The 26,853-nt window shown below is 47.6% G+C and carries 26 protein-coding genes; 8 read left to right on the forward strand and 18 right to left on the reverse strand.

Features of this window, described 5'->3' with window-relative positions:
• Nucleotides 1–250 precede the first annotated feature (250 nt).
• The 3 genes from MARGE09_RS01020 (at nt 251) to MARGE09_RS01030 (ending at nt 4,496) form a co-directional block, all read left to right on the forward strand.
• Nucleotides 251–2,299 carry a cellulose-binding domain-containing protein gene (locus MARGE09_RS01020; RefSeq protein ID WP_236985510.1) on the forward strand — a complete coding sequence of 683 codons (2,049 nt, stop codon included), beginning with the start codon at nt 251–253 and terminating at the stop codon, nt 2,297–2,299.
• 512 nt (nt 2,300–2,811) lie between these two features.
• Nucleotides 2,812–3,162: a hypothetical protein gene (locus tag MARGE09_RS01025; protein WP_236985511.1), complete on the forward strand. Its 351-nt coding sequence runs from the start codon at nt 2,812–2,814 to the stop codon at nt 3,160–3,162.
• A gap of 416 nt (nt 3,163–3,578) precedes the next feature.
• A complete protein-coding gene (locus MARGE09_RS01030) occupies nt 3,579–4,496 on the forward strand; it encodes a nuclear transport factor 2 family protein (RefSeq protein ID WP_236985512.1) in 918 nt (305 codons plus the stop codon).
• Nucleotides 4,497–4,788: 292 nt separating this feature from the next.
• Here the strand turns inward: MARGE09_RS01030 and MARGE09_RS01035 are convergent, their stop codons facing one another.
• Nucleotides 4,789–5,190 carry a hypothetical protein gene (locus MARGE09_RS01035; protein WP_236985513.1) on the reverse strand — a complete coding sequence of 134 codons (402 nt, stop codon included), beginning with the start codon at nt 5,188–5,190 and terminating at the stop codon, nt 4,789–4,791.
• Between the two features lie 435 nt (nt 5,191–5,625).
• On the opposite strand from MARGE09_RS01035, the gene MARGE09_RS01040 reads away from it, so the two are divergent.
• On the forward strand, nt 5,626–6,480 hold the full coding sequence (locus MARGE09_RS01040) for an MBL fold metallo-hydrolase (RefSeq protein WP_236985514.1): 855 nt from the start codon (nt 5,626–5,628) through the stop codon (nt 6,478–6,480).
• Between the two features lie 94 nt (nt 6,481–6,574).
• Here the strand turns inward: MARGE09_RS01040 and MARGE09_RS01045 are convergent, their stop codons facing one another.
• Nucleotides 6,575–6,949, reverse strand: coding sequence for a hypothetical protein (locus tag MARGE09_RS01045; protein ID WP_236985515.1), 375 nt, complete (start codon nt 6,947–6,949; stop codon nt 6,575–6,577).
• A gap of 279 nt (nt 6,950–7,228) precedes the next feature.
• Here MARGE09_RS01045 and MARGE09_RS01050 point away from each other — a divergent pair, with 279 nt between their 5' ends.
• Nucleotides 7,229–8,287, forward strand: coding sequence for an alkene reductase (locus MARGE09_RS01050; RefSeq protein ID WP_236985516.1), 1,059 nt, complete (start codon nt 7,229–7,231; stop codon nt 8,285–8,287).
• 44 nt (nt 8,288–8,331) lie between these two features.
• Here MARGE09_RS01050 and MARGE09_RS01055 read toward each other — a convergent pair whose 3' ends face one another.
• From MARGE09_RS01055 to MARGE09_RS01065, 3 genes are all read right to left on the reverse strand, one after another.
• Complete coding sequence (locus MARGE09_RS01055) at nt 8,332–9,144, reverse strand: alpha/beta hydrolase (RefSeq protein WP_236985517.1); 813 nt, start codon at nt 9,142–9,144, stop codon at nt 8,332–8,334.
• 195 nt (nt 9,145–9,339) lie between these two features.
• Nucleotides 9,340–9,537 (reverse strand): CsbD family protein, encoded by a 198-nt coding sequence (locus tag MARGE09_RS01060; protein WP_236985518.1) that lies wholly within the window; start codon nt 9,535–9,537, stop codon nt 9,340–9,342.
• Nucleotides 9,538–9,915: 378 nt separating this feature from the next.
• Nucleotides 9,916–11,208: a glycerophosphodiester phosphodiesterase family protein gene (locus MARGE09_RS01065; protein WP_236985519.1), complete on the reverse strand. Its 1,293-nt coding sequence runs from the start codon at nt 11,206–11,208 to the stop codon at nt 9,916–9,918.
• Nucleotides 11,209–11,383: 175 nt separating this feature from the next.
• Here MARGE09_RS01065 and MARGE09_RS01070 point away from each other — a divergent pair, with 175 nt between their 5' ends.
• A complete protein-coding gene (locus MARGE09_RS01070) occupies nt 11,384–11,764 on the forward strand; it encodes a hypothetical protein (RefSeq protein WP_236985520.1) in 381 nt (126 codons plus the stop codon).
• 114 nt (nt 11,765–11,878) lie between these two features.
• The gene (locus MARGE09_RS01075) at nt 11,879–12,400 is read left to right on the forward strand and encodes a cupin domain-containing protein (RefSeq protein ID WP_236985521.1); all 522 of its coding nucleotides are present in this window, start codon (nt 11,879–11,881) and stop codon (nt 12,398–12,400) included.
• 43 nt (nt 12,401–12,443) lie between these two features.
• Here MARGE09_RS01075 and ribA read toward each other — a convergent pair whose 3' ends face one another.
• The 10 genes from ribA to nrdR all read right to left on the reverse strand — a co-directional run bounded on the left by ribA (nt 12,444) and on the right by nrdR (nt 19,648).
• Nucleotides 12,444–13,037: a GTP cyclohydrolase II gene (gene ribA / locus MARGE09_RS01080; protein WP_236985522.1), complete on the reverse strand. Its 594-nt coding sequence runs from the start codon at nt 13,035–13,037 to the stop codon at nt 12,444–12,446.
• A gap of 34 nt (nt 13,038–13,071) precedes the next feature.
• Nucleotides 13,072–13,722 (reverse strand): retropepsin-like aspartic protease family protein, encoded by a 651-nt coding sequence (locus MARGE09_RS01085; protein WP_236985523.1) that lies wholly within the window; start codon nt 13,720–13,722, stop codon nt 13,072–13,074.
• 51 nt (nt 13,723–13,773) lie between these two features.
• On the reverse strand, nt 13,774–14,301 hold the full coding sequence (locus MARGE09_RS01090) for a phosphatidylglycerophosphatase A family protein (RefSeq protein ID WP_236985524.1): 528 nt from the start codon (nt 14,299–14,301) through the stop codon (nt 13,774–13,776).
• Complete coding sequence (thiL, locus tag MARGE09_RS01095; protein ID WP_236985525.1) at nt 14,294–15,250, reverse strand: thiamine-phosphate kinase; 957 nt, start codon at nt 15,248–15,250, stop codon at nt 14,294–14,296. Before thiL ends, MARGE09_RS01090 begins: the two co-directional genes overlap by 8 nt.
• A gap of 1 nt (nt 15,251) precedes the next feature.
• Nucleotides 15,252–15,707: a transcription antitermination factor NusB gene (nusB, locus tag MARGE09_RS01100; protein ID WP_236985526.1), complete on the reverse strand. Its 456-nt coding sequence runs from the start codon at nt 15,705–15,707 to the stop codon at nt 15,252–15,254.
• Nucleotides 15,707–16,168, reverse strand: coding sequence for a 6,7-dimethyl-8-ribityllumazine synthase (gene ribH / locus MARGE09_RS01105; protein ID WP_236985527.1), 462 nt, complete (start codon nt 16,166–16,168; stop codon nt 15,707–15,709). Before ribH ends, nusB begins: the two co-directional genes overlap by 1 nt.
• A gap of 38 nt (nt 16,169–16,206) precedes the next feature.
• Complete coding sequence (ribBA, locus tag MARGE09_RS01110; RefSeq protein ID WP_236985528.1) at nt 16,207–17,325, reverse strand: bifunctional 3,4-dihydroxy-2-butanone-4-phosphate synthase/GTP cyclohydrolase II; 1,119 nt, start codon at nt 17,323–17,325, stop codon at nt 16,207–16,209.
• A gap of 79 nt (nt 17,326–17,404) precedes the next feature.
• On the reverse strand, nt 17,405–18,061 hold the full coding sequence (locus tag MARGE09_RS01115; RefSeq protein ID WP_236985529.1) for a riboflavin synthase: 657 nt from the start codon (nt 18,059–18,061) through the stop codon (nt 17,405–17,407).
• 7 nt (nt 18,062–18,068) lie between these two features.
• Entirely contained in the window at nt 18,069–19,190 is a 1,122-nt protein-coding gene (gene ribD / locus MARGE09_RS01120) for a bifunctional diaminohydroxyphosphoribosylaminopyrimidine deaminase/5-amino-6-(5-phosphoribosylamino)uracil reductase RibD (protein WP_236985530.1), read from the reverse strand.
• Nucleotides 19,187–19,648 carry a transcriptional regulator NrdR gene (gene nrdR / locus MARGE09_RS01125; protein WP_236987432.1) on the reverse strand — a complete coding sequence of 154 codons (462 nt, stop codon included), beginning with the start codon at nt 19,646–19,648 and terminating at the stop codon, nt 19,187–19,189. The genes ribD and nrdR overlap by 4 nt, the downstream gene beginning before the upstream one ends.
• A 114-nt stretch (nt 19,649–19,762) precedes the next feature.
• Here nrdR and MARGE09_RS01130 point away from each other — a divergent pair, with 114 nt between their 5' ends.
• Nucleotides 19,763–20,689 (forward strand): DUF808 domain-containing protein, encoded by a 927-nt coding sequence (locus MARGE09_RS01130; RefSeq protein ID WP_236985531.1) that lies wholly within the window; start codon nt 19,763–19,765, stop codon nt 20,687–20,689.
• Nucleotides 20,690–20,761: 72 nt separating this feature from the next.
• On the opposite strand, the gene MARGE09_RS01135 is transcribed toward MARGE09_RS01130, so the two are convergent.
• From MARGE09_RS01135 to MARGE09_RS01145, 3 genes are all read right to left on the reverse strand, one after another.
• Nucleotides 20,762–21,460 carry a putative porin gene (locus MARGE09_RS01135; protein ID WP_236985532.1) on the reverse strand — a complete coding sequence of 233 codons (699 nt, stop codon included), beginning with the start codon at nt 21,458–21,460 and terminating at the stop codon, nt 20,762–20,764.
• Between the two features lie 78 nt (nt 21,461–21,538).
• The gene (locus MARGE09_RS01140; protein ID WP_236985533.1) at nt 21,539–25,438 is read right to left on the reverse strand and encodes a PKD domain-containing protein; all 3,900 of its coding nucleotides are present in this window, start codon (nt 25,436–25,438) and stop codon (nt 21,539–21,541) included.
• 318 nt (nt 25,439–25,756) lie between these two features.
• Nucleotides 25,757–26,827 (reverse strand): lipid A deacylase LpxR family protein, encoded by a 1,071-nt coding sequence (locus MARGE09_RS01145; protein WP_236985534.1) that lies wholly within the window; start codon nt 26,825–26,827, stop codon nt 25,757–25,759.
• Between the last annotated feature and the right edge of the window lie 26 nt (nt 26,828–26,853).

Below are 26,853 nucleotides of genomic sequence, written 5' to 3' on the forward strand. Positions count from 1 at the left end.
TTTTTATCACAATGTATTCGTTTTATTGTGAGGTACATCTAAACTTTGTATTTTAATTTTGTTTTGATGCGCCTTTCCTTGTTCAACGGTGTGCATACCCTCTAAAATTCCGTCCAAATTTTAAACAATTTGCGCTGCTCGATGAGTGCGGAATGAATAAACCTAAAAGCCGCAGTTGAACCATTAAAGTTTTTTTGCTCTTAGCTGCGGTTTTTAGAATAAAAAAATGTGAAAATTCTCGAGGGTAACTATGACCAAACAAATTATTCATCAAGGGGTTGCTAGCCACTGGCGCAGTTTATTGCTTGCGTCTGCGTCGTTAGTGTTATCGGCGTGTGTAGCAGAGCCTACATCGCCTTCTAGTAGTTCAGCTCAGTCGAGCGAGCCCGTGTCTAGCTCTTCGCAAGTGGCGGTAAGCAGTTCAAGTGAAAGCTTGTCGTCAGAGGTCGCTTCTTCGGAGTCTTCATCGGTTGTGGTGGTTTCATCGAGCTCGGTGGAATCTTCTAGCAGCGCGATGAGCAGCTCGCAGGTTTCAAGCTCGGTGGTTAGCTCATCAAGTATGGCTATGAGCAGCTCAAGTGTTGCTGACTGTGAAGAGCTTGATCAAGCACGCTTTGATTATGGCGAAGCGGTTTACGGTGGGGATTGTACTTTTTGCCACGGCGGCATTACCGAGGGGGCTACGCTCGGCATGGCCGCTAGAGCTATCGAAGTGGCCAGCCCGCCCTATGGTAAAACTGATGACCCATCACTAGCGAACTACATTTTAAGTGCAATGAGTAATCACTTGGACTCGTGTACCAATAGTGATGCAGAGTGCGCCGAAGATGTGGCTTATTACTTAGAAGTAGCGACAAATGTACGGGATGTCGTCGATAGCTGCGCAGTTTCTAGCAGCAGCGTCAGCTCATCAATGCCTTCTGTTCAGTCTTCGTCGTCGGCGAGCTCAGAGGCGTCGGAGCCTGTACTTATTGACTGTGATGTCCCATCAAGCGGCCACAACCTATACGGCAGCGGCTTTGAGGTGAACAAAGTGGTTGTCACTAATACCACGGGCGCAGCACTGGAAAAGTGGACCGCGACACTGACTTTCCCTGCGAATATCAACCAGCTGTACAACAAGCCGCAAGGAGAATTGAATACCGCAATTTCTGGTGCTGTTGTAACAGTGACAGGCACTAATTTAGCTGCAGGTGCCACCGCCTCGATGAACTTTGGCGGCAATTATGGCAACGGTGAAAACTCGACTGACCTACCTGCCTGTGTTGCTGAAAAGTTCATTCCTGCGCCTGTTGTACCGCTTGAGCCTGATCAAACTGGCCCGCTCGCAAATGGTTACTGCCCACTTAACAGCGGCTTAGGTGTAGGCTCGACTTCGCAGCACGAAATATTTGTAGTGACTGACGATGGTGGTGTGGCCAAAATTCATGAAGGTAAAGCCGATTTTATCGGTGGCGTAAATAACGCGATTGCGGTATCGGCAGGTAGTTATTCTTCAGACATCTGTTACGCACTGACGAGCGGTAATGTGCAGTGTGGTAAGTACCAAAGTACTGATGCAGGCAGCAATGTGGTGTTGGTTGAGGGCTTGGGTAAAGTGATCGAATCGGTTACCACTGATATCGGCGCAAATGTTTGCTTCTTGAATGATACTGGTGAGGCCTTTTGTGGCAGTAACGGTAGCAATGCCGCAAAAGTCGATTTCGGTGGTAGTGGTTCATATACTTATTTGAACTGTGGTCGTTCTAGCCGCTGCTGTGCAATCGATACCAACGATGCGCTAGTGTGTAACGCTGCTGCAAGTCTGCCGGCCAACAAGCCTGATGGCAAAGTGGTCAGTGTCGCTGGCACCGATATGGGATTCTGCGCCGTGTTTGATACTGGCCGTGTTTACTGCTGGGGCGAAGACGGTGGCACCATTGGTCGCGGTCAAGGTGCTCCTGCTGAAGAGTTCCCCGTGAGTGGCTGGACGCAGGTGGTATTGCCTGGCGGCGCTACCTCAACGGCTGGTGGCCAATGGCATAACTGCTGGTTAATGGCAGACAAGACGGTTTACTGCGCTGGTGAAAGTAATGACCAAGCCGCCGGTGGTGGCAGTGGTATTCCTACCCAAATTAAAACCACAGGCGGTAACTCAATTAGCGATATCGTCGCAATTAATGGTGCCAAGGATGCGGCTTGTGCAACCAATAGTGTTGGTGAGCTATTCTGCTGGGCAGGCGCCGGTGGTAATGGCGCAACTGCAGTGAAGATTGACTTAGGCGAGCGGAAGATTCGCTTACCGCTTGATTGCCAATAATCTATAGCGCGCTCTGCGCGGCTTTGCTCTCCAAGCAATAGAAAAACGCAATAGTTAAAAGGCGCCTGATACGATCAGGCGCCTTTTTTTGTATTTGGTTAAGGATGAAGTACTTTTGGTTGACGGTGGTGTTTTTTGCTGAACTCGCAGTTGCCGCGTACGGAGGTGATTGAAATTGCCGATTCGAAAATGAAGCGGGTCTATGCCGTTGTTTTCAGTTACCGGGAGGCTGCGCGAGAAACAGAGTTATCCGGTCGCCTACATGACCGATTTGCCTACCAGAGGGGGTCGTACTGGTATCCAGAATTTTTTTGCTCCAGTTCAAGCCTAGTTCTTTTATGCAAAAATGCGTTGGGGTGCTGAGTGTAGCGCTTGCTATGGAGGGGAAAAGCAACCTTAGCGAAATTCAGATTTGTGTAGTTATAGTGATTTTTGGGGGAGCTTTGGGTAATTGCCTAATTTTGTGTTAGGTTTGGTGATACTTTGATTTTATGCATTTATGCGGAGGCAGTGTGAAATTATTCAGCGTTTTCATCTTACTTTTAGTTACTGCATCTTGTGCATGCGTTAGCGAAAATAAAGCTCCTGTGTCGCATTGCACTAATGATTGGTTTTCGTTAGTTGAGGAGGCGATGGGTATTACTGATGGCCAAGGTCATGGGCCAGATTTAGGTTCATTGGAGTGGCGCTCGGTGGTTGAATTTAAACTTGGGATCCGCGGGGAATCAAGTAATCCACCGTTAGACTCGGATCACTGGTGCAGCTTCATCGACAAAAATTTTATTAAGGGCACTTCTAAAAATGCGCTTTTCCGCGATAGCGGCTTACTGTTTTTTGCTTCACGACATTTTTCTCCCCGATAACTGCTCCTCGACATTGTGCAATGTCTAATAAGGGACTCCTGTCCCGATGCGTTATTCTAAGCAGCCACTACCGTCCTTGCTCTCACAAAAATTACTGTTTTTCTAGGCGCCCTTAGGGCACGTATTAAAATCAGTGAATAAAGCAGAGCCGTAACTGCGTCTATTCTCCTTGCTATCTCAGTTATACCCTTTTGCCTCTAAGCTTTGCGTTTTATGCTTGCTGAGCGAATCTGCTCGCTGGTCCTTATTTTTTGACGCTCTAACATTATTATGCAGGTTGTACGCACGTTAGTGTTTAGCGCTTGATTTAATCGTTTATGGAAATAACTGCAGTTTAAGCCCATTAATTTTATATGGCGGTGTTGTTGCGGTAATTTTAAATAGCGGGTTAATAAAACAATAGTTGGGGGGGACTTATGAAGTATGCAATTTGGGGTGCAGCTGTTTGCTTAGTACTGGCTGCTTGTGATGGGGGGAGCCGTTATTCTTCGGAGGAATCTGCAAGCTCTATTCAAGGTGCAATAGGTAGTAGCCTAGCAAGTAGTTCTAGTACTGAAAGCCAGTATTCAAGTTCTTCTACTCAGGCGCGCTGCAGCGATGTGCTAGCGCAAGTGAATCGCAGCGCGGCACGTGATGCCCTAGAGCAATTTTTTATTCAAAAGGACCTGAGTGCTATCGATCGCTTTTGGAAAGACCCTTATATTCAACATAATCCAATCGCGCAAAGCGGTGTAGAAAATTTTAGAAATGTATTTCAGAGTTTTTTGGGTTCAGTTGAATACGAAATATATGGCGTGTGGGCTGAGTGCGATTTAGCTCTGGTTTTGGGGCGTTATGGCGGCACAGGCATTATTTTTGATATGTTCCGCTTAGACGATGGGAAATTCATTGAGCATTGGGACTCTGATGGGGGCCAGGCTACGGCGAGTATTGGTAGTTCGGTTTTCACTACTCTTGATGCAGAGAAGACACACTATAATCGTGAACAGATTACATCACTATACGAGGATGTTTTGATTCCAGGAGGCGATAACATAACAACGTTAAGTGTTGGCACTTATTTAGATGAAAGTAGGCTTTTGTCGCGAGACTATTTAGGTATTTCGTTATCGCAAGATTCTTCAGGGCGTATGGAGAGTCGAGAGTACAAGAAAATTCACCATGTAATTGCCGATGGCGATTTTGTTTTTGTCTTGGCTGAAGCCACTGTGAATGGTGAAACAACTGCTATTTATGATCTTTACCAATTAGAAGATGGTTTGGCATTTCAATACTGGAGCTCGCGCCGTGCAACTCCCACTAACTCCTCAGTAGATTTCCCTGGTATTTTTTAAACGCTGTGTCGTCAAAGCCGCTCGATATGTTGGGCGGCCCTTAAGTACTGCAAGTGTGTTTTGATGGAATGTGCCTTCGCTTATTTTCAGCAGGCGCGCTCGTAGATCTATATGCGTAAGGTTTTTATGCGAGCGAACACGCCGGCTGCTTTGGGTTTTGTAGTCGTTTATTGCTCGTTTAAAGTTATCGAGTCGCTCCTGCGGGTTATTGCCGAACCGTCATTAAATGTAGCTTCTACCTCTAAAATAAATGATTCACCGAGAATTGGCGGGGCACTGTTAAAAGACAGCGTTAGTTCCGTATCCTCGGTATAGTAACTACTGGAGCCTTGCCCGACTCAGTCTGTTTAGCAAGGCCATTCCAATCTGTTAACGGGTGACTTGTACCGGAGTCGTTATCTCCAGCAATAAGCCTGCCGCTTTCACTGGTATTTGTTGCCGCCATGTAGGGCGTTAAGTTTACAAGCGTGTCCCCTTGTATTGCCCGCACTTCAAAAGATTGTACGTAGCTATTGAGTGTTACATAGGGCAGGCTACAGGCATGTGCCTTGGAAAATAGACTGAACGAAAAAGCCCATTTTGAACGGGCTTTTTCGTGCTTGCTTTGCGCGACTTCTAGGCGTGGCATAATTACGGCTAGGGTAAATCCGTCCCAAGTGTAATTATTGTCATCTAAGCGTAGCTCGATATCCATAACGGCCACTTCTGGGGTAAAGTCAAAGCCTGGCGGGCACTCGCCAATCCCTAAGACGATGAACTGCTCGAAGAAGCTACTGGCGGTACTACAATGGGTGTGCTGCTTGATGAGGCTGTTGATTCAAGCGAACTGCGCCAGCAGAGCTACTGTTTTCATTAATGGGCGCGCCATCACAGGCCGCTAAGCCTACGAAAATACCCGATACAATAATAACTGAGTTGTCTTCATGGTCTTGCCTTTTTTTATGTGAGTGTATTACAGGGAAGATACTATGCTCACGGCACTTATTAACTAGATAAGCGTCACCTAATTACAAAATGTTGCAGTTTAGTTGGGCGATTGGCGGTTAGTCCGCCGGCTTTTTGCAAGGGGCTGCCGGCTTAAGCGCTCAGCACTGTATTTCACACTTATAGTTTTTGCTTGGAAACTTGAATGAATAAATTGATTATGGTTCTTATGATTATTCCGATGGCTGTATTCGCTGAAATACGCGTGCCAGACATGACGAGTGATAACGGGTACGTCGAGCCATTCCGAATGTTTGACAATGTGTATTATATCGGCGACAAGTGGGTTTCCTCGTATGTTGTGGAAACCTCGGCGGGCTTGGTGATTATCGATACGCTAGATTTCCCCTATAGCCAGTGGATACCCGCTAACCTGAAAAAGTTAGGCCTAAACAATAAAAGTGTAACGCATATTATTGTAACCCACGGTCATTCTGACCATGTTGGCGGTGCTGAATTTCTTCAGGCCTTGCATAGCTCCAAAGTTATTATGACCCAAAAAGGGTTTGAGCTAGCCAAATCTCAAGCGCTCAAAAGCCACGGGGATAAAATATTTTTACCCCCTGTTGTAACATCTTTTGCACAAGACAGTTCTCGTATTCTTGTCGGCGATACTGAATTTAAATTTTATATTACACATGGGCATACGGAGGGTGATTTATCTATCGATTTCATGGTGAAAGATGGCACTAAGCGATATAGGGCATTTGTGGTGGGTGGGCATGGCGTAAATTTTCAAAAGCCGGACCTTGCTCACAAGTTTATTGAGAGTATGAAACGCGTTAAGAAATTGGCACTGGAAAGCCCAGCTGTAAAGGTAAACTTATCTAATCATCCGCATAAGAATAATTTATTTTCTAACAGAGATAAGAATGCAAACTCTGTAGCGGGTAACGCCTTTGTTAGCGATAGTGATTTTTTGGATTTTATAACGGATCAAGAGAAATTAGCTATTGAGAAAATACAAAATAAGCGTAGTAAAATGGAAGCGCCTGATTAAGCGAGAGCGGTTTATTAGTGCAAAAGTTTTAGGGGGGGCTTTAGCTGAAATTTAACTATTTAGGATGGTTATATTAGCGCCGGCGACGTTGATTTTACTGCCGGCAATAATGTTCGTAAAACGCCATTCCTTTGACGGGTATTTTGTAGCAGTTATCGTATTTCACGAGTAATGTCATATCACCGCTTGGAACATCTTTTACCACTACGGAGTCGTGAGAATCTTCAATAATTTCAAATGTGCTCGTTGTTGTGCCGCCGTTATACCTCACCACTTTGGTATTACAATTGCTGTATTCAATAACGGCTTTGCCATACACTTTGGCGAGCTTCATCTTTTCGCTATTGGTAATTCTGCTGCCGTATAGCTCAGCTAAGGTCCTTTTTTTGTGGGATTTCCAAATGCCATCGAGCGTACAGGCGTACGAGGGGAGGCTGAGCATTAGCAGCGTTAATATCAACAGTTTCATAATGTTACTCGCATCTAGGGGCGTCGCGGTAGATTGCTTGCTATTCATCTAACGTCTTTATTTCCTGCGCTCATTCATGCTGCTTGCAGGGTTGCCGACTTTAAGCATAGGCAATGGTGGCGAAGATCTCTTTCGTGATGCGACCAATGGCGCCTTTGCTGCGTAATATGGCGATAACCGAGGTATTTTTGTGTTAATGCTAAAAACGTAATGTGTTTTATGCTGTGCGTGTGCAATACCGTTTAGGGCTTTAACCTTCTAAAACTACTAGGAGCAAACATGACAACGTTATTTGACCCGATCGTTATGGGGGATTTACACCTTCGCAATCGCATTATTATGGCGCCCCTCACGCGCTGCCGTGCAGAGCCAGGGCGTGTACCGAGTGCGTTAATGGTCGAGTACTATCGCCAGCGCGCCAGTGCGGGCCTGATTATTAGCGAAGCCACTTCGGTAATGCCTATGGGGGTTGGCTACCCGAATACGCCGGGCATTTGGTCGCATGAGCAAGTAGAAGGCTGGAAGAGGGTGACTGATGCGGTTCATGCCGAAGGCGGGACTATATTGCTGCAGCTGTGGCATGTTGGGCGCATTTCAGACTCTTCTTACCTCAATGGCGAACTGCCGGTGGCGCCGAGTGCGATTCAGCCTGCGGGCACGGTAAGCCTTGTACGTCCGCAAAAAGCATTCGAAACCCCGCGGGCACTCGCAACAGATGAAATCCCGGCTATTGTCGAGGCCTACCGTGTGGGTGCCGAAAATGCCAAAAAAGCAGGCTTTGATGGCGTAGAAATTCACGGTGCCAATGGCTACTTATTAGATCAATTCCTGCAGAGCAGCACTAACCAGCGCACCGATGCCTATGGCGGTTCGCTCAAAAAACGCGCGCGTTTAATGTTGGACGTTACTGATGCGGTGTTAAACGTGTGGGTGCCTGGGCGGGTAGGTATGCATTTGGCGCCGCGCGCCGATGCGCACGATATGGGCGATGATAATCTTGCCGAAACCTTTGGCTATGTTGCAGAGCAATTAGGCAAACGTGAGCTAGCCTTTATTTGCACCCGCGAGCACGCCGCAGATGATAGCTTAGGGCCCAAGCTTAAAACGTTATTTGGTGGTAATTATATTGCCAACGAAGGTTTTGATTTGAATTCGGCGAGCCAGTGGTTGGCGCAAGGTAAGGCGGATGCAGTGGCCTTCGGTAAGGCCTATATTGCCAACCCAGATCTTGTAAAACGCTTTGCTCAAAAAGCCCCCCTTAACGAGCCAAACCCAAACACCTTTTATGGCACTGGCCCAGAGGGTTATACCGATTATCCGTTTTTGTCGCCGGCTTAAGGCTTGGGGGGTAGTCCGACTTTATGCCTTAATAATTAGCTTTTCTAGAAGGTGTAGAAAAGAACAGATTGCTCAAGGTAGCTTGTTAAGTTGTGTGAGGTGTTGGGCAGTATTTGTGCTTTGAAGGGGATTTCTAAATCGCTTAATTTACGGGTAACGGCATGGAACTGATCCGGACCATCTTGTTCCCCTTGCACAAATAATAACCGTGTTTTAAAGGCTTTGACTTTATGTTGATTAACATCAATAGCTTCGGTTAGGCTTTCGTCACCTTGCCAAAGTCGGCCGCCTAAGCTTGCAGCGCTGGTGAATAGGTCCGGATATTTTAACGCTAAGCGTAGGGCTGCCGTACCCCCCATAGAAAATCCCAGTAAATGGCGACCTTCACGTGATGCCATGGTTTTAAAGTTATTGTCGATGTAAGGAATTAATTCTTTGATGATTCTATTTTCTGTAGATCCAAAATAACCGCTTCGTCCACCATTGGGATATACGATTATTGGCATGCCATTATTGTGTTTTGGTATACGTTGAATGAACTTTTGAATGTCGTTAATTTCACTGCTTTCGTTGCCGCCCCAACCGTGTAAATAGTACACCACGGAATAGCGCTTGTTGGGGGTGTTTTGATATTCCGCGGGCACTAAAATGGATAAGCCCATTTCGGTCTTTTCGTATTGGCTGTAAACAACGTGATGCTGTAGGCCTTCTATCATCTGACTTGGCGGATTTATCCAGCTAAAAGCTTTATCGCGGTTACAGCCTGCCAAATATACGCACAGGCTGCCGACCATTAACCACGTGCCAAATTTTAAAATTTTTACCAGTACCATGTTGCGCTCTGTGAATGACGTCATTTGACTATTATAGCGTGCTTTGAGCTATCAAATGGCGTACGTCGCGTAAATGGGCCTAGCGAATTCGAGTAATATTAGATAGGCATAGCGGCGCCTTTAAGGCCTTAAAAGGCTTGCTTAAAATGGTGCCAGACAAGGAAGTCTAACAATAAGTTTTAAGGGTATTGTTAGACTCTAGGAAAATAAGCCTTGGTGTTAAAGGCTATCGATAAAGTCATCAACTTCTTTCTTGGCTTCTTCTTTTGATTTCCCGTACTTAGATTGAATCTCCCCTTCGAGTTTTTCGCGATTACCTTCCACTCTGTCGACATCATCGTTGGTTAGCTTGCCCCACTTGGCTTGTAAGCCACCTTTAAATTGATGCCACTGCCCTTCAAATTGATCGCTATTCATGATAATTCCTCGTGTTGTTAGAACTCAGACCCACATTCAACGATTGATGTGGAAGCTATACATTAAATACCTCAGACGAAAATTAATCCGTTTTTCATACAACCATTGTAAGTTGTTATTCTAGGTGTTGCAGGTGGTGTGCCAACAATAAAAATAGTTGGAATTAAATAGCGTGGGGATAGTTTTGTAGGGGGGCAGGCCAGCTGGATTACTGCTAAGCGATCTATTTGCGATTTAATTGTTTAATTCTTTAGTAAAATTTACTGTCATTGTAAATTTTACGTGTAACACATTTATTTTTTTGATGAGATAGGTTGGCCTTTGGGGTGCTTAAAGTGGCTATAAGCTAACGAGTGTTGGCTTATAGCCGTGTACCAGTTAAAGATTCATGCAGTTGGCATAATAAGTGACTGTCGCAGGCCAATCTGAAAACACGCCAATCACGCCCACATCTTTCGCTAGTACATCAAGTACTTTGAAGGTATCGCCATCATTATTAATGACTTCGCTAATGGATTGATGATACCAGTCGCCGCCATTTTTTAGCGGCCCATCGCGCTCAAGTGTCCAGGTGATGATTTTCAGGCCCGCAGCTTTTGCAAATATGGCGTAGTCGGAAGGGATTATTTCCCCTTTACTGCTGGTTTCTAATAGCATCCATATAGGCGGCGCAATAATATTTACACCATCAGCTTTAATGCGCTCCATGTCGGCCAGCGATGGCTCGAAGCTTGGGTCGTTATAGCGGCCATCGAGGTACACAGCTTGCTTGCCGTAGCGCGGGGCATTGTTAACCCAGTATAGAACATCGTTATAATTAAACGATTGTAGCCATACTTTTTTGGGTGAGATACGTGCGTTTCGGTATTCGTCAACTAATTGCTGGGCGTAATCTTCTTGACTGTAGTTATTTTCGTAGGGCATTTCTACGGAAGGAAACTTAAGCTCGGGTGTGAATTTTGCGCCTAGTTTGTTAATTAATAGAATACTTTCGGCATGGCTTAATACGGTACCGCATTGCGCGTAGAGGTCTGTTCGAAAGTCGGCAGTGCCCCCCATATATTCTTCGAGTGTTTCGGCATTTGGGTTGCTGGCATCCATTTTACCGCATAGCGTCTTAAACTCTTTTAGCGTGATATCACTAGTGCAACATTTGGCCGATGCTTTTTCGCCAGTTAATGGATTGGCTGGTGAAAAAGGTGTGCTGCATTTTTCGGCTAATTCTGGAATGGCGAGGATGTTGGTAGTGGTATGTAGGTCGCATTGTGAATGGCGACATACTAATTCACGATCTTTGGTGAAGGCTGCATCGCACTCGATAATGCCAGCGCCTTGTTGTGCGGCCGCTTGGTAGGATTCTTTCGTATGCTCAGGAAATTGTAAGGCCGCGCCGCGGTGCCCAATAGAAAAGTCAGTTTTATAAAACGGGCCGCGTTTACAAGATTTTAGTTGTCGCTTAAGTTTGCCTTTGTCCATGTCCTCTACTAAATAAAAAGGGCGTGGGCCAAGTTGAGTAAGGCTTGGTTGATTTTTCTTATAATGTTTTTGCCATTTATCGGCGAGTGTACTTTGGCTGCTAAGGCTAAGAATAAGTAATGTAGCGATAGCAATAAGCGCGGGAAGGTGAGGCTGTAATTTTTGTGGCAATGACCGCTTAAATGCTGCGAGCATGGTGTACTCCTAGGTGTGGGGTGAAATAGCGTGTGACGAACAAACGCAGAGGTGGTGTGAGTGTAAAACTCGACGCTAGCGTGCAGAGCTTGTATTGCACTGATTTGACGCTTTTCTGAATAGCTGATGACAGTGTGAAAATAACTGTAAGAATGGTTGTTTATTAAGTTAAGTGATGCGAAGACTTAATCTCGTCATCTATTGCCGCTATGTTGTTGGGCTGGGTGTCAGAAACTTTGTTATTGGGGGAACGGTGGATAAAGTAAAGAGGTTATTGATTGTTGCTTTTGCATCGGTAGGCTTATTGCTTGGCTTTGTTGCGCTGCTATCTCCCATTCCTGTCGGCATTTTTATTATCGCGGCGAACGGCGCTATTTTGTTGTGCGTCAGCCCGCGGGCTCAATTGCTGTTGCAAAAATATCGTAGCAAAAGCATTCGACTTAATCGACACATGCATAATTTAGAGCTCAAGCTAGAAAAACGCTTTAAAAGGCTTTGGTCTGCGTTAACGGCAACCCGACCTTTATCTGGCTCGAAATCGGAGCCGCGAGACTAATTAGACTTCCCTTTACTTGCCCGAAGCTCAGTGACAGCTTATGCTTGCCTGCTGCATTCCTATCGTGGCCGCAGATTTTATGGCCTGTAGGTTAGTTTGAGTGACTGCTAGTTAATGAAGACATTATCAAGGACGAAAAAGGAGAATATTATTAAACGTTTATTTACAGGAGTTTTGGGGGCGGTAGGCCTAATAGCGGCCCAAGCGTTGGCAGGAGGCTTTGCTTCAGTACGTATTGCGCCTGCCGAGCTAAATTGGCGCGGGCTAGATAACGGTGTTCAATACGCGGCTGTTTCCGGCGAAGAGCGTACAAGTGATATGTATGTTTACCGTGTGGCCTTCCCTAAAGGCCATAAAAGCGAGCCGCATTATCATACCGACCAGCGTGTAATCACTATCTTGCAAGGGTCTTTGTATGTTGGTTATGGTGATGTTTATGACGAGACCAAACTCAAAAAATTACCTGAGGGCAGTGTTTTCACAGAGCCTAAAGATATACCGCATTTTGTGTGGGCCAAAGATGAAAAGGTACTAGTACAGATAACAGGTACGGGGAAGTCAAAGCGTATTTTATCGCAGCAACCGGTGCCTAAGAGTTTGGTTATACAAGACGTAACAATTAGGCCAAGCCGATAGGGGCGTTATTCTCCCCTGACCATCACATAGCTTATTAAGATCGTTACTCCCCATCCAACATATGCCCAAGCTTGCCTTTTTTGGTCGCTAAGTAATGCGCATTGTGTGGGTTGCGGCCGGTTTCGTGTTCTAGGCGCTCGGTGACTTGTAGCCCGAGTTCTTTCATGGCGGCAATTTTACGGGGGTTGTTGGTCATCAGTTTTACGGACTGTATCCCGAGGTGTTCTACCATCGGTTTTAAAATACTGTAGTCGCGCATATCGGCGCCAAAGCCCAGTTGTTCGTTAGCCTCAACGGTATCTAAGCCTTGATCTTGCAGGTGGTAGGCTTTTACTTTATTGAGTAAGCCAATGCCGCGACCTTCTTGGCGCAAGTAAAAGATAACGCCTCGGCCCTCGGTGGCGATTTTATGCATGCCCGCCTGCAGCTGGGCACCGCAATCGCAGCGCAAGCTAAATAGGGAATCGCCAGTTAAGCACTCGGAGTGGATGCGGGCAAGCACTGGGGCTTCTGTGGTGACGTCGCCCATGGTGAGTACGACGTGTTCTTTATCGTTAACGCTGTCGGCAAAGCCGTGCATATTGAAAATGCCGTACGGGGTAGGCAGTTTGCAGGTGTCGACGTAGGTAATGGTCACTCGGTGGCCTTAAAAAAAAGAGTAATAACAAAGGCTAGTATTTCGCTTGCAGAGTCATGGCGCTGTTATGGGTGCGCATATCAACCCGGCTTAAAAACGTATTGCCTAGCAATATAGTCTGTGGGAAGCGGCCTTCAATAATAAAAGCGCTCACGTTGGTCAGTAGCACATCGCCAACAGCCACGGAGCCTAGTATAACTTGATAAGCCTGTGTGTTGCCTTGTGCGGTTGCAACTTCTACGGTTGGAGCATCGAGATAGGCAATACCTAAGTGGTCGGCAGTGAACGAATTTAGGGTAACACTGGTTGCTCCCGTATCGACCATAAACTCTACCCAGCGATTATTGATGCGGCCTGAGGAAAAGAAGTGTCCGTCGGGCTGGCGGGTAAGGCTAACGCTAGCAGGCTCGGATGCCGCATAACTACCGCCGACTTGGCGATTAAGGCCCAGCTTTTTAATTTCACCGTTTTGTTCTATTTGGGCAAACTTGCTGGTTGCACGCAATAGCGTGATGCCCTCTGGCGTGCTGGCGCCTTCTTTTAGCATATGCGCTTTGCCGTTAACTTCTAGCACAGCACTACCTGCAAACAGGCCTTTAACAGTCACGCGATGGGTATTGGCTTGGCTGTGGCTGGTCAGCAACATCAATAATGCAGCACTCAGATAAAAGCAAAAACGGCGCACGAAGCCCTCGCAATATGTAGTCAGCGAATACGGCATGGCACTCTAAGAGCGTCAAGCCAACCAGTAGGCCAGTGCTTGTAGGCAGCCCAAAGCAGCTAAGCCTGCAAAAACATCATCAACCATAATGCCAAAGCCGCCATGTATGTGTTTATCGGCAAGGCTTATCGGCCATGGCTTGAGCATGTCAAAAAAGCGAAACAGCACAAAACCCGCTATTAGCCACGGCCAGCCTGCGGGGGCGGCAATCATGGTTATCCACATGCCGACAAATTCATCCCACACAATACCGCCGTGGTCGTGAACACCCAACCACTTGGACGCCTGCTCGCACAGGTATATGCCAATGACGAAGGTTATGAGTATTACACCTATGTAAGTATAGAGCGGTAAATCGGCAAGGAAGTAAAAGATTGGCAGCGCGGCCAGTGTGCCAGCTGTGCCGGGTGCTTTAGGTGCCAGGCCGCTACCGAAACCAAAGGCCAGCAGGGCAATAGGGTTACTCAGCAGCTGACGAAAGGTGGGCTGCGGGCGGCCTTTGGCGTCAGTACGGAAGGGGCCTGCAGCCTGAGCGTTAGTCAAAGTGCTTGTATCCTTCTACATCGAATTCTAGCGTTTTGCCGTTGTTAACCATAAAAATACCTGCGTTTGCGGTGATTTTACCAATGGCGGTAGCTTTTAGGCGGCCTTGCCTAATCCACTCTTCGACGGTGTTGATTTTCTCGCGCGGTACGGTAAAACACAGTTCGTAATCGTCGCCACCACTCACGGCCCAATCCAGCGCTTTATCGAGGCTTACGCTACTGCGCCAATGCTCACTCATAGGGAGCCGGTTAACATTCACCAAGGCACCTGCACCGCTGGCATCGCAAATGTGCCCTAAGTCGGCAAGTAGGCCGTCAGAAATATCAATGGCTGCGCTGGCAGTGCCTACCAACAATTGGCCTTCTTGCAGCCGTGGTGTTGGCCGGTAAAAACGCTGTTGTAAATAGTCTTGCGAGCTGCGGCGCACGGTGAACTTTTGCTGCAATACTGCTAGGGCTGCTGCGCCGTCGCCGAGGCTGCCGGTAACGTAAATGATGTCGTCGGGTTTGGCGCCACTGCGCTTTAGCGCGGTATTAGGTGTTACGGCGCCGTGAACCTGCACACTAACGGTAAGCGGGCCGCGGGTGATATCGCCACCCACTAGCGCGCAGTTATGGGTGTCCGCAAAATGCAATAAGCTTTCGCAAAATTCACCTACCCACGGCTCGTCGGCTTTAGGCAAGGTTAGCGCTAGTGTAAACCACAGAGCTTCTGCGCCCATTGCGGCAAGGTCACTTAAAGCGGTTGCTAGTGCGCGGGTAGCGATATGTTTGGCGGCCATTCCTTCAGGGAAGTGAGTGCCCGCTACCAGAGTATCCATCGAAACCGCTAGGTGCTTGCCCGATGGAGGGATCAGTAATGCGCAATCGTCACCAATGCCAAGGGCAACATCATCGTTGACGATAGCCTTGGCAAAATGTTGGCGAATCAGCGCAAATTCATTCATCTTAGTTGCGTCTACCCTGTGCTTTAACTTCGGCTTCGCGCACGCGCGGAGCCACTTTATCGAGTACGCCATTAATAAACTTATGGCTATCGGTAGCGCCAAAACGCTTGGCTAAGTTAAGCCCTTCGTTAATTACTACTTTATAGGGCACGTCTAACCGAAAGCGAAGCTCGTAACAAGAAAGGCGCAAAATAGCTAAGCTGATTGGGTCGATTTGCTCTAGCGTAATGTCAGTTAGGTGCGGCAAAAAGTCGGTTTCGATGATGCTGATGTTGGCCGGCACGTTGTGGATAAGCTCGTGCAAGTAATCCACATCAACTTTGCTCATGTCGTTATCGGTGCGGTACTCCGCTTCGATGGTATTAAGCGGCATTTTCGTCATCTGCCATTGATATAGCGCTTGCATGGCGTAGTGACGTGCTTTGCTGCGCAAAGCGGGCATAGGGTTCTGGGACATTAAAGCTTACCTAGTAAAGAAACCATTTCGAGGGCGGTGCTAGCGGCTTCGCAGCCTTTATTGCCAGCTTTAGTACCGCTGCGCTCGATGGCCTGTTCGATGCTGTCTACGGTTAATACGCCAAAAGTAATGGGCAGGCCTGCCTGTAAAGAAACTTGCGCTAAGCCTTTAGTGCACTCACCCGCTACGTAATCGAAGTGCGGGGTGCCGCCGCGAATGACCGCGCCTAAGGCGATAATGGCATCGTATTTACCGCCGGCCGCAATTTTTTGCGCAGCAATGGGGAATTCAAAAGCGCCAGGGGCGTAGATGATGTCGATGTTGGATTCATCAATGCCGTGGCGTTTAAGGGTATCGATTGCGCCGTCTTTGAGGTGTTCAACCACAAAGCTATTCCAGCGGCTAACCAATAGCGCGTATTTGCCGTCGGAATTTTTAAAATCGCCTTCAATAATGTTCATGAGGTTTTCTCTTAAGTTGTGCACGCCGCTTGGCGTGTTTAATGTTGAATGTATTCGGTCACTTCGAGGTTAAAGCCCGATAGCGCACTAAATTTAAAGGGCGCGCTAAGTAGGCGCATTTTACTCACCCCTAAGTCTTTGAGTATTTGCGAGCCGGTGCCCACTTGCTTATAAGCCAGCTCGGCTTTGGGGCGTTGGGTGCGCCCGCTAATGAGCCAGTCGATGCTTTCTTCGATTTCTTCGGTGGTTTCGCTGTGGCAAATTAACACCACAACGCCGGCACCTTCGGCGGCCACTTTTTGCATGGCGGCGTGAAAGCTCCACGACTTATTGCCATCTGGCCCGAGTTCGTCGGCACGCTGAATACCAAGAACATCTCGCGCGGTAGAGCCTACATGCACTCGCACCAAAGTGGGTTTGTCGGCTTCGACTTTACCCAATACAAAGGCAAAGTGGTGTTCGCTGCGAGCTTTGTCGATATAGGTTTTAAGCGTGAACTCGCCATATTCCGTATGCACTTGGCGCTCGTTTGTGCAGTGTACGGTTTTTTCTTCTATGGTGCGGTGCTGGATAAGGTCGGCGATGGTGCCAATTTTTAAGTTGTGCTCTTTGGCAAAGGCGAGTAAGTCGTTTTGGCGCGCCATGCTGCCGTCGTCGTTCATTATTTCCACAATAACACCGGCGGCTTCAAAGCCGGCTAGGCGGGCTAAATCACAGCCGGCTTCAGTATGGCCTGCGCGGCTTAATACCCCACCGGCTTGCGCCATCAGCGGGAATATGTGGCCCGGTTGTACGATGTTTTTAGGCGTGGCACCGCGCTTTACTGCCGTGCGAATAGTGTGCGCGCGGTCGGCGGCGCTAATACCGGTGGTTACGCCTGTCGCCGCTTCGATGCTCACCGTAAAGTTAGTGGCATGGGCAGCGTGGTTGTCGCGCACCATTAAAGGCAGCTCTAATTGGCGACAGCGCTCTTCGGTTAGGGTTAGGCAAATAAGCCCGCGTGCGTGCTTAGCCATAAAGTTAATATCTTCTGGTCGCACCTGCTCGGCAGCCATTATTAGGTCGCCTTCGTTTTCGCGGTCTTCATCATCCATCAAAACAACCATCTTGCCTTGGCGGATATCTTCAATTAGCTCGGCGGGGGTATTTAAGTCCACTGCTTGCCTCTTCGGGTGATTGTAAGTGTGGTTGTATGTGCGGTTGTGAATAATGTCGATAAAAAAGGTTTCATGAGGCTTACTTCATAAAACCGTGTTCGGCCAAAAAGCCTTCTGTGAGTGTGGCTTTGCCTTCGGCGGCTTTTTCGCCAAGCATTAAGCGCTCTAGGTAGCGCGCTAAAACGTCTACTTCTAAATTAACAGTGCTGCCAACTTGGTAGTGGCCAATAACGGTTTTTTCAAGCGTATGTGGCACGATGTTAAGTTCAAATTCGCAGCCGTTTACGGCATTTACGGTAAGGCTGGTGCCATCTACAGTAATAGAGCCTTTATGGGCAATATATTTTGCTAGCTCTTTGGGCGCGCGCAGCGTGAAGCGTTCGCTGCGGGCGTCGGGTTTGCGGCTAACGACTTCACCAATGCCATCGACATGGCCGCTGACGATATGGCCACCCAAGCGCGTTTGCGGGGTAAGGGCTTTTTCTAAGTTCACCACTTTGCTGACTTGCCATTGGGCTACGGTGGTGAACTTAATAGTCTCGTTGGATACATCGGCCCAATAACCATTGCCGCTAAGCTCTACCACTGTTAAGCACACACCATTAGTTGCGATAGAATCACCTAGTGCCACGTCGCTCCAGTCTAGCGTGGGTGCTTGAATGTGTAAGCGCAAATCGCCGTTTTTAGGTTGCGCGGCGGCGATAGTGCCAAGGGCTTCGACAATGCCAGTAAACATATGGCGACTACTCCGAAAGCGGTGGGTTAAGTGGGTCGAGGGTATTGTGCGGTATTGCCACAATACGCCAATCGGCGCCTACTGGTTGTATTTGGATGATGTTGAGCGCGATATTCTGGCTCATTTGGCTAATGGGCAGCTCAAATAGCGGTTTGCCAGTGCTACCCATAAGTTTGCCTGCCATATAAACGACAATTTCATCAACGAGGCCGGCCTGCAAAAAAGCACCTGCCAGTGTCGGGCCCGCTTCAATTAACACTTCGTTGTGTTGCTTGTTGCCGAGTGCTTCAATCAGTGCGCGCAGGTCTACTTGTGTTGTGTTGTGTTGGCGCAGTGGCCAAGCCGCGGCCTTGCCGTGCTGATTTACGTCTTGTGCGCAGGCAAAAGCGGTGTGTGTACTGTCGTGCAGAATTGTGGCATCTAGAGGGGTGCGAAGCTGGCTATCTACCACTACGCGCAGTGGCTGGCGCGGGTGCTCGCCAAGGGCGGGGCTGCGTACTGTTAATGCGGGGTTGTCGGCGAGTACTGTGCCTGCACCGGTAATAATGCTGCAGCTGCGCGCGCGCAATTTTTGTACGTCTTCCCTAGCGTGGCTGCCGGTAATCCACTGACTTTCGCCGCTGGCCATTGCGGTGCGGCCATCTAGGCTCATTGCTAGTTTACAGCGCACGTAAGGGCGGCCGGTGCGCATGCGTTTAATAAAACCTGGGTTTAGCGCCTTCGCTTGCTCTTCGAGCAGAGGGCCGCGCACAGTAATGCCAGCATCGCGCAGGCGCTGTAAGCCTTGGCCGGCAACAAGGGGATTTGGGTCTTGCATGCCGTAAACGACTTCGGCTACGCCAGCATCAATTAAGGATTGGCTGCAGGGGCCTGTGCGCCCCTGATGGTTGCAGGGTTCTAGCGTGACATAAACGGTGGCGCCGCGCGCTTTTAAGCCGGCCATGGCTAAAGCGTTAACTTCTGCATGGCCTTGGCCTGCGCGTAAATGATAACCGTCGCCAACGCGGTCGCCATTTTCGGCCACAATCACGCAGCCAACGCGGGGGTTGGGTGTGGTGGTGTACATGCCGAGCTCTGCCAGTTGCAAGGCCCGGTTCATGCAATCGAGGTCGCCGTGCGTCATATTCATTGGCTGGGGTCCTTTTCTAGCCTATCTAACTCGGCGCGGAATTCGTCGATATCTTTAAAGCTGCGGTACACCGAAGCAAAGCGCACATAGGCCACGCCATCGAGTTGGCGCAAGACTTCCATGACCTTTTCGCCAACAATGCGTGAATCGACTTCGCGTTCACCCATTGCCTGCAAAAAGTACTTAATTTGATTAATTGCAGCCTCGATGTCTTCAATGCTGACTGGGCGTTTTTCTAGCGCGCGCTGCAAGCCGGCACGTAGTTTTTCCTCATCGAATGGCTCGCGGGAGCCGTCTTGCTTGATAACGCGGGGCAAAAGCAGCTCGGCCACCTCAAAAGTGGTGAAGCGCTCCTTACACTGCTGGCACTCGCGCCGGCGTCGCACTTGACCGCCCTCGGCCACAAGGCGAGAATCCACGACTTTGGTATCGGCCGTTTGGCAAAATGGGCAATGCATGGTAGCTGTTCTCGCACGAGTGAAAATGGGGCAGCATTCTAGCATATAGCGCCCTTGTGCATGCCGGTTGGTGCTGTTTAGCGCTCGATTCACTCACTTATTCTAGGAAGATTTATGGCTGGCAGCAGTTTTTTTGCACTTTTTGATGATATAGCAGCGTTATTGGATGACATTGCGCTAATGAGTAAAGTTGCCGCCAAGAAAACGGCCGGTGTGTTGGGTGACGATTTAGCACTAAACGCACAGCAAGTGACGGGGGTGAACGCAGACCGAGAGCTACCCGTTGTGTGGGCGGTAGCCAAAGGCTCGATGCTGAATAAGTGTTTATTGGTGCCGGCCGCGTTGGCGATAAGCGCGCTTATCCCTTGGCTAATTACCCCACTGCTAATGCTAGGCGGTGCTTACCTGTGTTTTGAAGGCGCCGAAAAAGTACTCCATGCGCTATTCCATAAAGACGATAAAAAGGCACATCAAGAAGAGGTGGTAAAAGCCGTTGCCGATGAAACAGTCGACCTTGTTGAATTCGAAAAAAATAAAATTAAAGGCGCAATCCGCACCGACTTTATTTTATCCGCTGAAATTATTGTAATTGCATTAGGCACTGCTGCCGAAGCGAGTTTGGGGATGCAGGCGCTGGTATTGAGTGTTGTGGCTTTTTTCCTGACCGTGGGCGTCTACGGCGCCGTTGCCGCTATTGTGCGCATGGATGATGCTGGTTTGTATTTAATTCAAAAAACAAACAGTCTTGCCCGCAAGTTAGGCCAATTTCTTTTATGGGCTGCACCTAAGTTAATGCACTTTTTATCTATTTTTGGAACCGCGGCCATGTTTTTGGTTGGTGGCGGAATATTAATTCATGGCATCCCAATGGCTGCTGAGCATATGCACCACATAGAACAATGGGCACACCATTTACCGGTGGCTTGGTTGTTGGGGCTAATTGTGCCAGCGTTAGTTACAGCGGTATTGGGTTTTTTGGCTGGTAGCTTGGTTGTGGGTGTTGTTGAAGGGATTGGGTCTTTTCGGGGGAAGAAGCCTTAATCCTGTATGACGGCCAGATTTAAAAAGGGCTACATAATATAGCCCTTTTTATTTTTCATGGGAAGGTACCGATTAAAATCTTACTGCTGCACCAATACCCCAAGTATCATCATACTCGCCAAACATATAGCTTGCGTTAACGCTAAAGCGATCGGCAAAAAACTTTTCGGCTTTAATTGTGTAATCTGTATCAACTGTGTTGGCAATAATAGCGCCTAAGCTAAAGCTAGGGCCGAAGTAGTAATCAAACTCTAGACTAACGGTATCATCCACTTCGCCATCGTAATAACCAAGTTCAATATTGATGGCATCACCGCCGGCTAGGTCTGCTACGTATTTACCTTGTAGGTTGAAATCGTAGCCTGGCTCGTCCCAGTATTGGGTGGTAATGCGTAGGCCTTTTACTGGGGTTACGCCAAGTGTTAAACCCCAGTCGCCATCTCCTGCGCTAATATATTGGGCACCAAGAAATAAGTAAGCTTTTGGGATGTAAAGTTCGCCGCCAATGCTGCTGGCATTTTCGCTGCCGCCAGCGTCGTAATCTTCATTTACGTAAGATGCATAAATGTTGCTTTTACGCTCCATGTAGGCTGATTCTCTTAGTGCATGCCCTTCAGTTTCTACTTTGCTAAAGAACCCTTGGCCTAAAATTCCTGCCGCACTGGCTGCATCATTCGATTCGTACTCTACGCCAATTTCATATTGGTAATCTTGAGCAGCTACGCTGGATGATGCTAACGCAACTAATGATGCGGCTAATAACTTTTTCATTTTTCTTCCTTTTGAGTAAAACATTTAAATAGGGTTTTAAAGGCGGGCTCACGTCCTACGTGTGCCCGCGGGATTAAATTATGGCGTTACGATTTCTTTATCCACAAACACTTGGAAAGTGCTGGATAAGAATTCGATGTTATTACCAACGGCAACGCGTATTTCTTGGTCGATGTCGCCTGCCGGTAATGTCCATGTGAGGGTTGCTGATGTTGCGTCGCCATCGGTACCGTCAGATATTGTTGCTACGCAAGTTTCGTTGCCCCACTGTTGGGTATCGGTTGTGGCATAGCAGGTTACTTGGTCGTACTCTTCGCGCGTCCAGTCAATATCGAAAGTTAGTGTTTGTGTTTCAATGGCGTGAGCATCGGCGTTGGCAATAGCGCTAGCGTTATCGAGCAATGCTGTTACCGCATCGTTATCGGTACGATCGATGGTTGGGAACTCAATCGGTATTTGAACGATACCGCGCATATTATCGTCGGCAACAATAACCAGTGATTGATCCGCAGTAACATCTAAACCTTGAGCGCTATCCTCAGTGTGTAAAACGCCTTCCAATACTAAGTTGGTCGGATCGGATGCATTCAAAATTTGCACACCGCCAAAGGTGGCGTTAGCTACGTATAAACGATTACCCTTTGGTAGAATTTCTTCCGGATTATCGGGCAAAGTATAAATTGCTTGGCGAGCAACGCTGGCAGGATCAATTAAGTCCTGCCAATCTTCAACCTGACTATCTGGATCTGAGTCAATTTGATCAATCGGCTTCAAGAAGTCGACAGCTAAAATACCGAAGGGGGCTTTAGCTCGGTAATCATCGCGATCAGCGACGGTTTTTAATTTTGAATCATAACCAAATCCAGCAAAACAGGTCCGTTGGCTATTGGTAATGGCTGCAGCTTGTACTACGCTGAGGTCCGGCGTTTCGAAGCTGAGTTGAGAAAAGGTGGTACCCTTTCCTGTTGCATCGCCCACCCAGCAGCCTTGTCTTCCTGTGCTGGTTGTAGATCTGCCTGCGCCCAGTATTCGATTACCTGATGCGCTAAATTCTGTTGCATAAAAATATACATTGTAGAGAATGCCATCACTACTAGCTTCTTTTGCATCCACGACAGACCAGCGTTTATGGCGGCTACCTTGATTTAAATATGCGATCTCATTATTGATAAACGCAATGTCGTAAGCGTTATCAGGTGAGAACTTTTCTAGAACTGGTGTCGCAGACGCAATTGATTCATTTTTAATGCGATAAGCACCACTATTACCCGATGAATTATAGAGTGTGTATATATCGCCCTGAAACTCTTTAAGGCGCAATTTGTTTTCAATTTTATAAACGCTGGAATAATCGAGTGTATTGATAGACCAGATGTCGGTGCCGAGGGAGTCTAAAAATAATAAATTAGATCCTTTATCGCTGCGAGCCTGAGTGACTACTGCATAGGTGCCTACGTTAGGCACCTCAACTAATTCAACATCGCTGGCAGAAAGTGGAGGGTTAGGGCTTTGGCCTGCTTGAACATTTTCGAAATACTCTTCAACCCAATTGGTCGCCATGGCGGGAGTGTCTTGGCTTGAAAGGTCTGCAATGCTTAGTGATTGATCGCCCACTATATATGCACGTTGACCAAGAGTGTTCACGCTAACATCTGTTGCGCGCATCGGCGTTTGGTAATACGTTTTGAGTGATAATTTTTCCGCATTATTCCCATCGAGTAATTGCAAACCTTGCTGACCTGATGCGACAAATGTCATTCCGTTTTGAGTGACTAAGCCTAACGCTTGATCTGGTGAACTAAAACGTAAATTGGCTAAGCGCTCCCCGTCTGCCACATTTCGTACGTCAATTTTTTCTACTGCTGAGTAGACGTTAGCAGGTTGCACATTGGTGCCGCTAAACTTCGCTTGGAAGCTGAGGTAGGCTGCGTTTCCGCCTTCTTCAATAGCAACATGAAGGCGACCTTTAGCGCCAGAGTTCATTTGAGTGGCTTCCACTTCGAATTCTGCCGCAACAGAGCCATCATCAGCAAAATGGATAACGGTGATATCGTATAAATCAGCAACAACGGCGACTTTACCGTCTGCGCTAACATCAAGTGTTCCCATGTTGCCGTCGGTAGCGCCGGTTGTGGCTGCCCAGAGCGAGGTAAATTCGCTAGCGCCGGTTTCGGCGTTGGTTGTTAAGCGGTAAATGGCACCGTAATCGCTGTATTCCAAGGCATATAATTCACCACCACGGTAAACGATATCGGAAAATTGTTCGCCATCAGAATCTTCAGTGGCTTTTTGAAGCTGCACACCATTGTTAACATCTACAGGCGCTTGGCTTAAATCAATGCGTAAAACACCTGTGGCTTCATCTCCATCGGCACCTAATAAATTCTTCTCGACGATGTAAGCGAATTTCTCTTCGGCATCTACAGCTAAGCGTAGCTGTACAGTACTTACGTTTTCTCGACCATCCCAAGTTACTGGATAATCTTTAACAACTTTAGGTGCTCTGTCATCAGATATGTCGACAACTAATAAGCCGGTAGGTTGAATGCCCGCATCATTTTTCTTAAGTTCATGGTAAGTGATGTAGGCGTGATTGCCGACAACCTCAATACTGTAAGGCGTTACGCCTAGGTCTAATTTGTCGCCAATAACGGTATAAGGGTTACCTTTTAACTTAACGCGCTCACCACTGTAAACTTCTTCGGCGATTACTTTTACGGTAACTGTTTCTGGATCTGAGTAGTTAAAGCCGTTAAATGCTGTTACACGAAAGGTTAAGTTTTTATCGGCATCAATAGAAGGCGATGTAAAATTAATTTTAGAGCCATCATCGCTAACGGTAAAATCAATGGCATTTTCACCGTCTGCTAATACTTGTGACCAATTAAAAGATAGTGCTCTATTTTGTGGTTCAGTTGATGGTGTTGCATCTAAAGAAACAGGCGTTTGTTGAGGAACGGTAATGTCGCTAGCAATGGCAACGGGTTTGTCGCCGCCATCTAAAACGCGTACGGTAACAAAATCTTCTGCGCTAGTATCGGTACCATCGGCTACGCTCAAAGCAAACTGAAGTTCTTGGTTCGCATCTACACCCTTAGCTGTAAGTGTGCGTGTTGCAACGGTGGCATCATCATTAGTCACTGGGTAGTCAGTATTTTCACTACGCCATACATATTGTGAAATAGGGCGGTCTCCATTGGCTAAAGATGCGCTGCCGTCTAGAGTAAAGGTTTCGCCTTCAACAACTTCAATCAAGGTGCCTGCGTCGGCGGTAGGCGTTTTGTTGATAATATTAATAGTTACTTCGTCGGGTGTACTTTCGATGGCGCCAATGGCGGTAAATCGAAATACTGCCGCAGAATCCACAGCAACTTCCGGCGCAGTAAAAGATGGCGTTGCACTATTGTCATCAAGTGTAATACTCGGGCCAGAAATTTGTTCCCAGCGGTATTGGCTAACGGCGGGTTCGCCTGCAACAACCGATGCGGTTGCTTGTATTGACGCCGTAGCACCTTCTAAAACGGTAATGTCGTCACCAGCAAAAGCTGTTGGTGCAACGGGAACATTGTTAATATTAATGCGAACATCTGCGGTTGTTACGCCGTAATCGTTAACTGCGGTTAAGCGTAATACGGCGACAGAATCTTCATTAACTTTGGGCGCTACTAAATTTAAATTAGACTTTGTTGGCGTTGTAATTGTAATTGTTGGGCCAGAAACTTGGCTCCATGTTTGTGTCAGTGCTTCGCCAAGCGTTGCTTTAATTGCAAATTCACTGCCTTCATCAACAGTTGTTGCTCCGCCAATAGTAACGACTGGGGGCTCGCCTAAATCTGCTGCACCGCCAAGGCTAACAACGTCATTTGGGGCGCCACTTTTTCCAAAAAAACCGGCTGCATCTTCATCTTTCGAACAACCTGCTAGTGCCACGGCAAGGGCTAAAGGTAGGGCTGAAACGGCTTTATGCGTGAATCGCATATTAAAACTCCTTGTATTAAAAAAACTGACGAACAATTTTTAAAAACAGGAAGGCTCAAACACGAAGGTATAAAGAATATAGAAGGGGGTTCTCTATCCGTGAGTAAGTGCGACATCCTGTCTTTTATGCTTAGCGCCATCGTTGGCGCGGATCGGAGTATAGATATTTAAATTGGGTGCACAAGTGAATCTTGGTAACGTATCCATCATTGTATTTCTTATGGTTGGATATGTTATTTTTTTCGATTATTAAAGCCATGCTTAAATTTTTTAGCGCTACGAATGTGAATGGCCTTATCTAAAATACCGCTTCTGTTATTATAATTCCAAACGCTTCCCCAGCAAAAAGCCGCCCCACAAAACACTGCGGTTCCCAACCCCTGTTTTTACCTCAGATGTATGCCCGCGTAATCCGTAGCTAGCGTAATAGCCGTTGGAAAACGCTTTGGTAAAACCTAGCCAGCCTTCCACTATAAGGTGATTTAATTCATCGCTGCTATAAGTCACTGCAGAGCTTTTAAACTGGCCTTGTAAAAACACGTTATAGGCGCGTGCTTTTACCGATACGCCGCCCCAAAAAAACCATTCGTTGCAGCTTTTATGAATATTGGCGGAGGACTCTGCATAGCTGGCGAGTTCTGGGTTAAAGGTATGCCATTGTGAATTAAGGTTGCCGGTGCGAAAGCTGAGGCCCCAGCTTGCTTCGGTAATATAGCCGATTGATATGGTTTGGGTTTGTCGCCATTCGGTATGGGTAATGGTGCTATTGAGTAATTTTTGGCGGGATACACTGTAGCGCAAGGTGGGCTCGCCACCTTCCGATATTTGGTTATCCCAGCCTTTAGGTATATCACCATTTAAAAACTCATGAGTTTTGGTTTGCACTTGGCCTACAAGTCCTAGGCCTAATATGCCGTAGGTTAATTGGGAGCGAATTACGGTATCGCGGTGGTTGTTGAGTTGAACCGCTGACGTGCTTAAATAAACCAAGCTAGAAAAAGGGCGGTCCCCTGGGGTAGGGGATACCTGAGTGATATCTTCCGGAGTAAAGCCATAAAGACCTACCTCTATGCCCCCGTTGTGCCCTTTTTCGGTGACGTGAAAAAGGCGGTTTAAGTGGTCGAGTGGGGTGTGAGATGCAGCAGCTAGTAAGCTCGCTTTTGAATAGCTTAAGCTAATACCGTAGGTGTAATCTTGGTCGCGACCGCCCGGTACAAATAAATCGTTTTCATACGAGAACCCCCAGCGTTCAGCATGGGTGGTGCTGGGTAGTGCGCTGGGGGTGTTTATATTCGCTTCTTGCGCTAAGGCAAAGAGCGGTAGCAATGCAGTTAGCAGCAACGTGATGGCGTGAAGCTTGGTCAGTACTTTGGGTTGAAGGTTGTGCATGCTTACCTCTAGGTGACTGGTCGTCT

This window comes from Marinagarivorans cellulosilyticus (assembly GCF_021655555.1).
GTDB lineage: Bacteria > Pseudomonadota > Gammaproteobacteria > Pseudomonadales > Cellvibrionaceae > Marinagarivorans > Marinagarivorans cellulosilyticus.

Bases quoted from the DNA above. Each gene is read 5' to 3' on its own strand.
- MARGE09_RS01140 (WP_236985533.1), bottom strand. From the start codon at position 25,438: ATGCGATTCACGCATAAAGCCGTTTCAGCCCTACCTTTAGCCCTTGCC.
- MARGE09_RS01145 (WP_236985534.1), bottom strand. From the start codon at position 26,827: ATGCACAACCTTCAACCCAAAGTACTGACCAAGCTTCACGCCATCACG.
- MARGE09_RS01075 (WP_236985521.1), top strand. From the start codon at position 11,879: ATGAAGACATTATCAAGGACGAAAAAGGAGAATATTATTAAACGTTTA.
- MARGE09_RS01030 (WP_236985512.1), top strand. From the start codon at position 3,579: ATGAAGTATGCAATTTGGGGTGCAGCTGTTTGCTTAGTACTGGCTGCT.
- nusB (WP_236985526.1), bottom strand. From the start codon at position 15,707: ATGTCCCAGAACCCTATGCCCGCTTTGCGCAGCAAAGCACGTCACTAC.
- MARGE09_RS01070 (WP_236985520.1), top strand. From the start codon at position 11,384: ATGCGAAGACTTAATCTCGTCATCTATTGCCGCTATGTTGTTGGGCTG.
- MARGE09_RS01135 (WP_236985532.1), bottom strand. From the start codon at position 21,460: ATGAAAAAGTTATTAGCCGCATCATTAGTTGCGTTAGCATCATCCAGC.
- nrdR (WP_236987432.1), bottom strand. From the start codon at position 19,648: ATGCATTGCCCATTTTGCCAAACGGCCGATACCAAAGTCGTGGATTCT.
- MARGE09_RS01040 (WP_236985514.1), top strand. From the start codon at position 5,626: ATGAATAAATTGATTATGGTTCTTATGATTATTCCGATGGCTGTATTC.
- MARGE09_RS01020 (WP_236985510.1), top strand. From the start codon at position 251: ATGACCAAACAAATTATTCATCAAGGGGTTGCTAGCCACTGGCGCAGT.
- MARGE09_RS01050 (WP_236985516.1), top strand. From the start codon at position 7,229: ATGACAACGTTATTTGACCCGATCGTTATGGGGGATTTACACCTTCGC.
- MARGE09_RS01055 (WP_236985517.1), bottom strand. From the start codon at position 9,144: ATGACGTCATTCACAGAGCGCAACATGGTACTGGTAAAAATTTTAAAA.
- ribH (WP_236985527.1), bottom strand. From the start codon at position 16,168: ATGAACATTATTGAAGGCGATTTTAAAAATTCCGACGGCAAATACGCG.
- MARGE09_RS01065 (WP_236985519.1), bottom strand. From the start codon at position 11,208: ATGCTCGCAGCATTTAAGCGGTCATTGCCACAAAAATTACAGCCTCAC.
- MARGE09_RS01130 (WP_236985531.1), top strand. From the start codon at position 19,763: ATGGCTGGCAGCAGTTTTTTTGCACTTTTTGATGATATAGCAGCGTTA.
- MARGE09_RS01060 (WP_236985518.1), bottom strand. From the start codon at position 9,537: ATGAATAGCGATCAATTTGAAGGGCAGTGGCATCAATTTAAAGGTGGC.
- thiL (WP_236985525.1), bottom strand. From the start codon at position 15,250: ATGAATGAATTTGCGCTGATTCGCCAACATTTTGCCAAGGCTATCGTC.
- ribD (WP_236985530.1), bottom strand. From the start codon at position 19,190: ATGAATATGACGCACGGCGACCTCGATTGCATGAACCGGGCCTTGCAA.
- MARGE09_RS01035 (WP_236985513.1), bottom strand. From the start codon at position 5,190: ATGGATATCGAGCTACGCTTAGATGACAATAATTACACTTGGGACGGA.
- MARGE09_RS01045 (WP_236985515.1), bottom strand. From the start codon at position 6,949: ATGAAACTGTTGATATTAACGCTGCTAATGCTCAGCCTCCCCTCGTAC.
- MARGE09_RS01115 (WP_236985529.1), bottom strand. From the start codon at position 18,061: ATGTTTACTGGCATTGTCGAAGCCCTTGGCACTATCGCCGCCGCGCAA.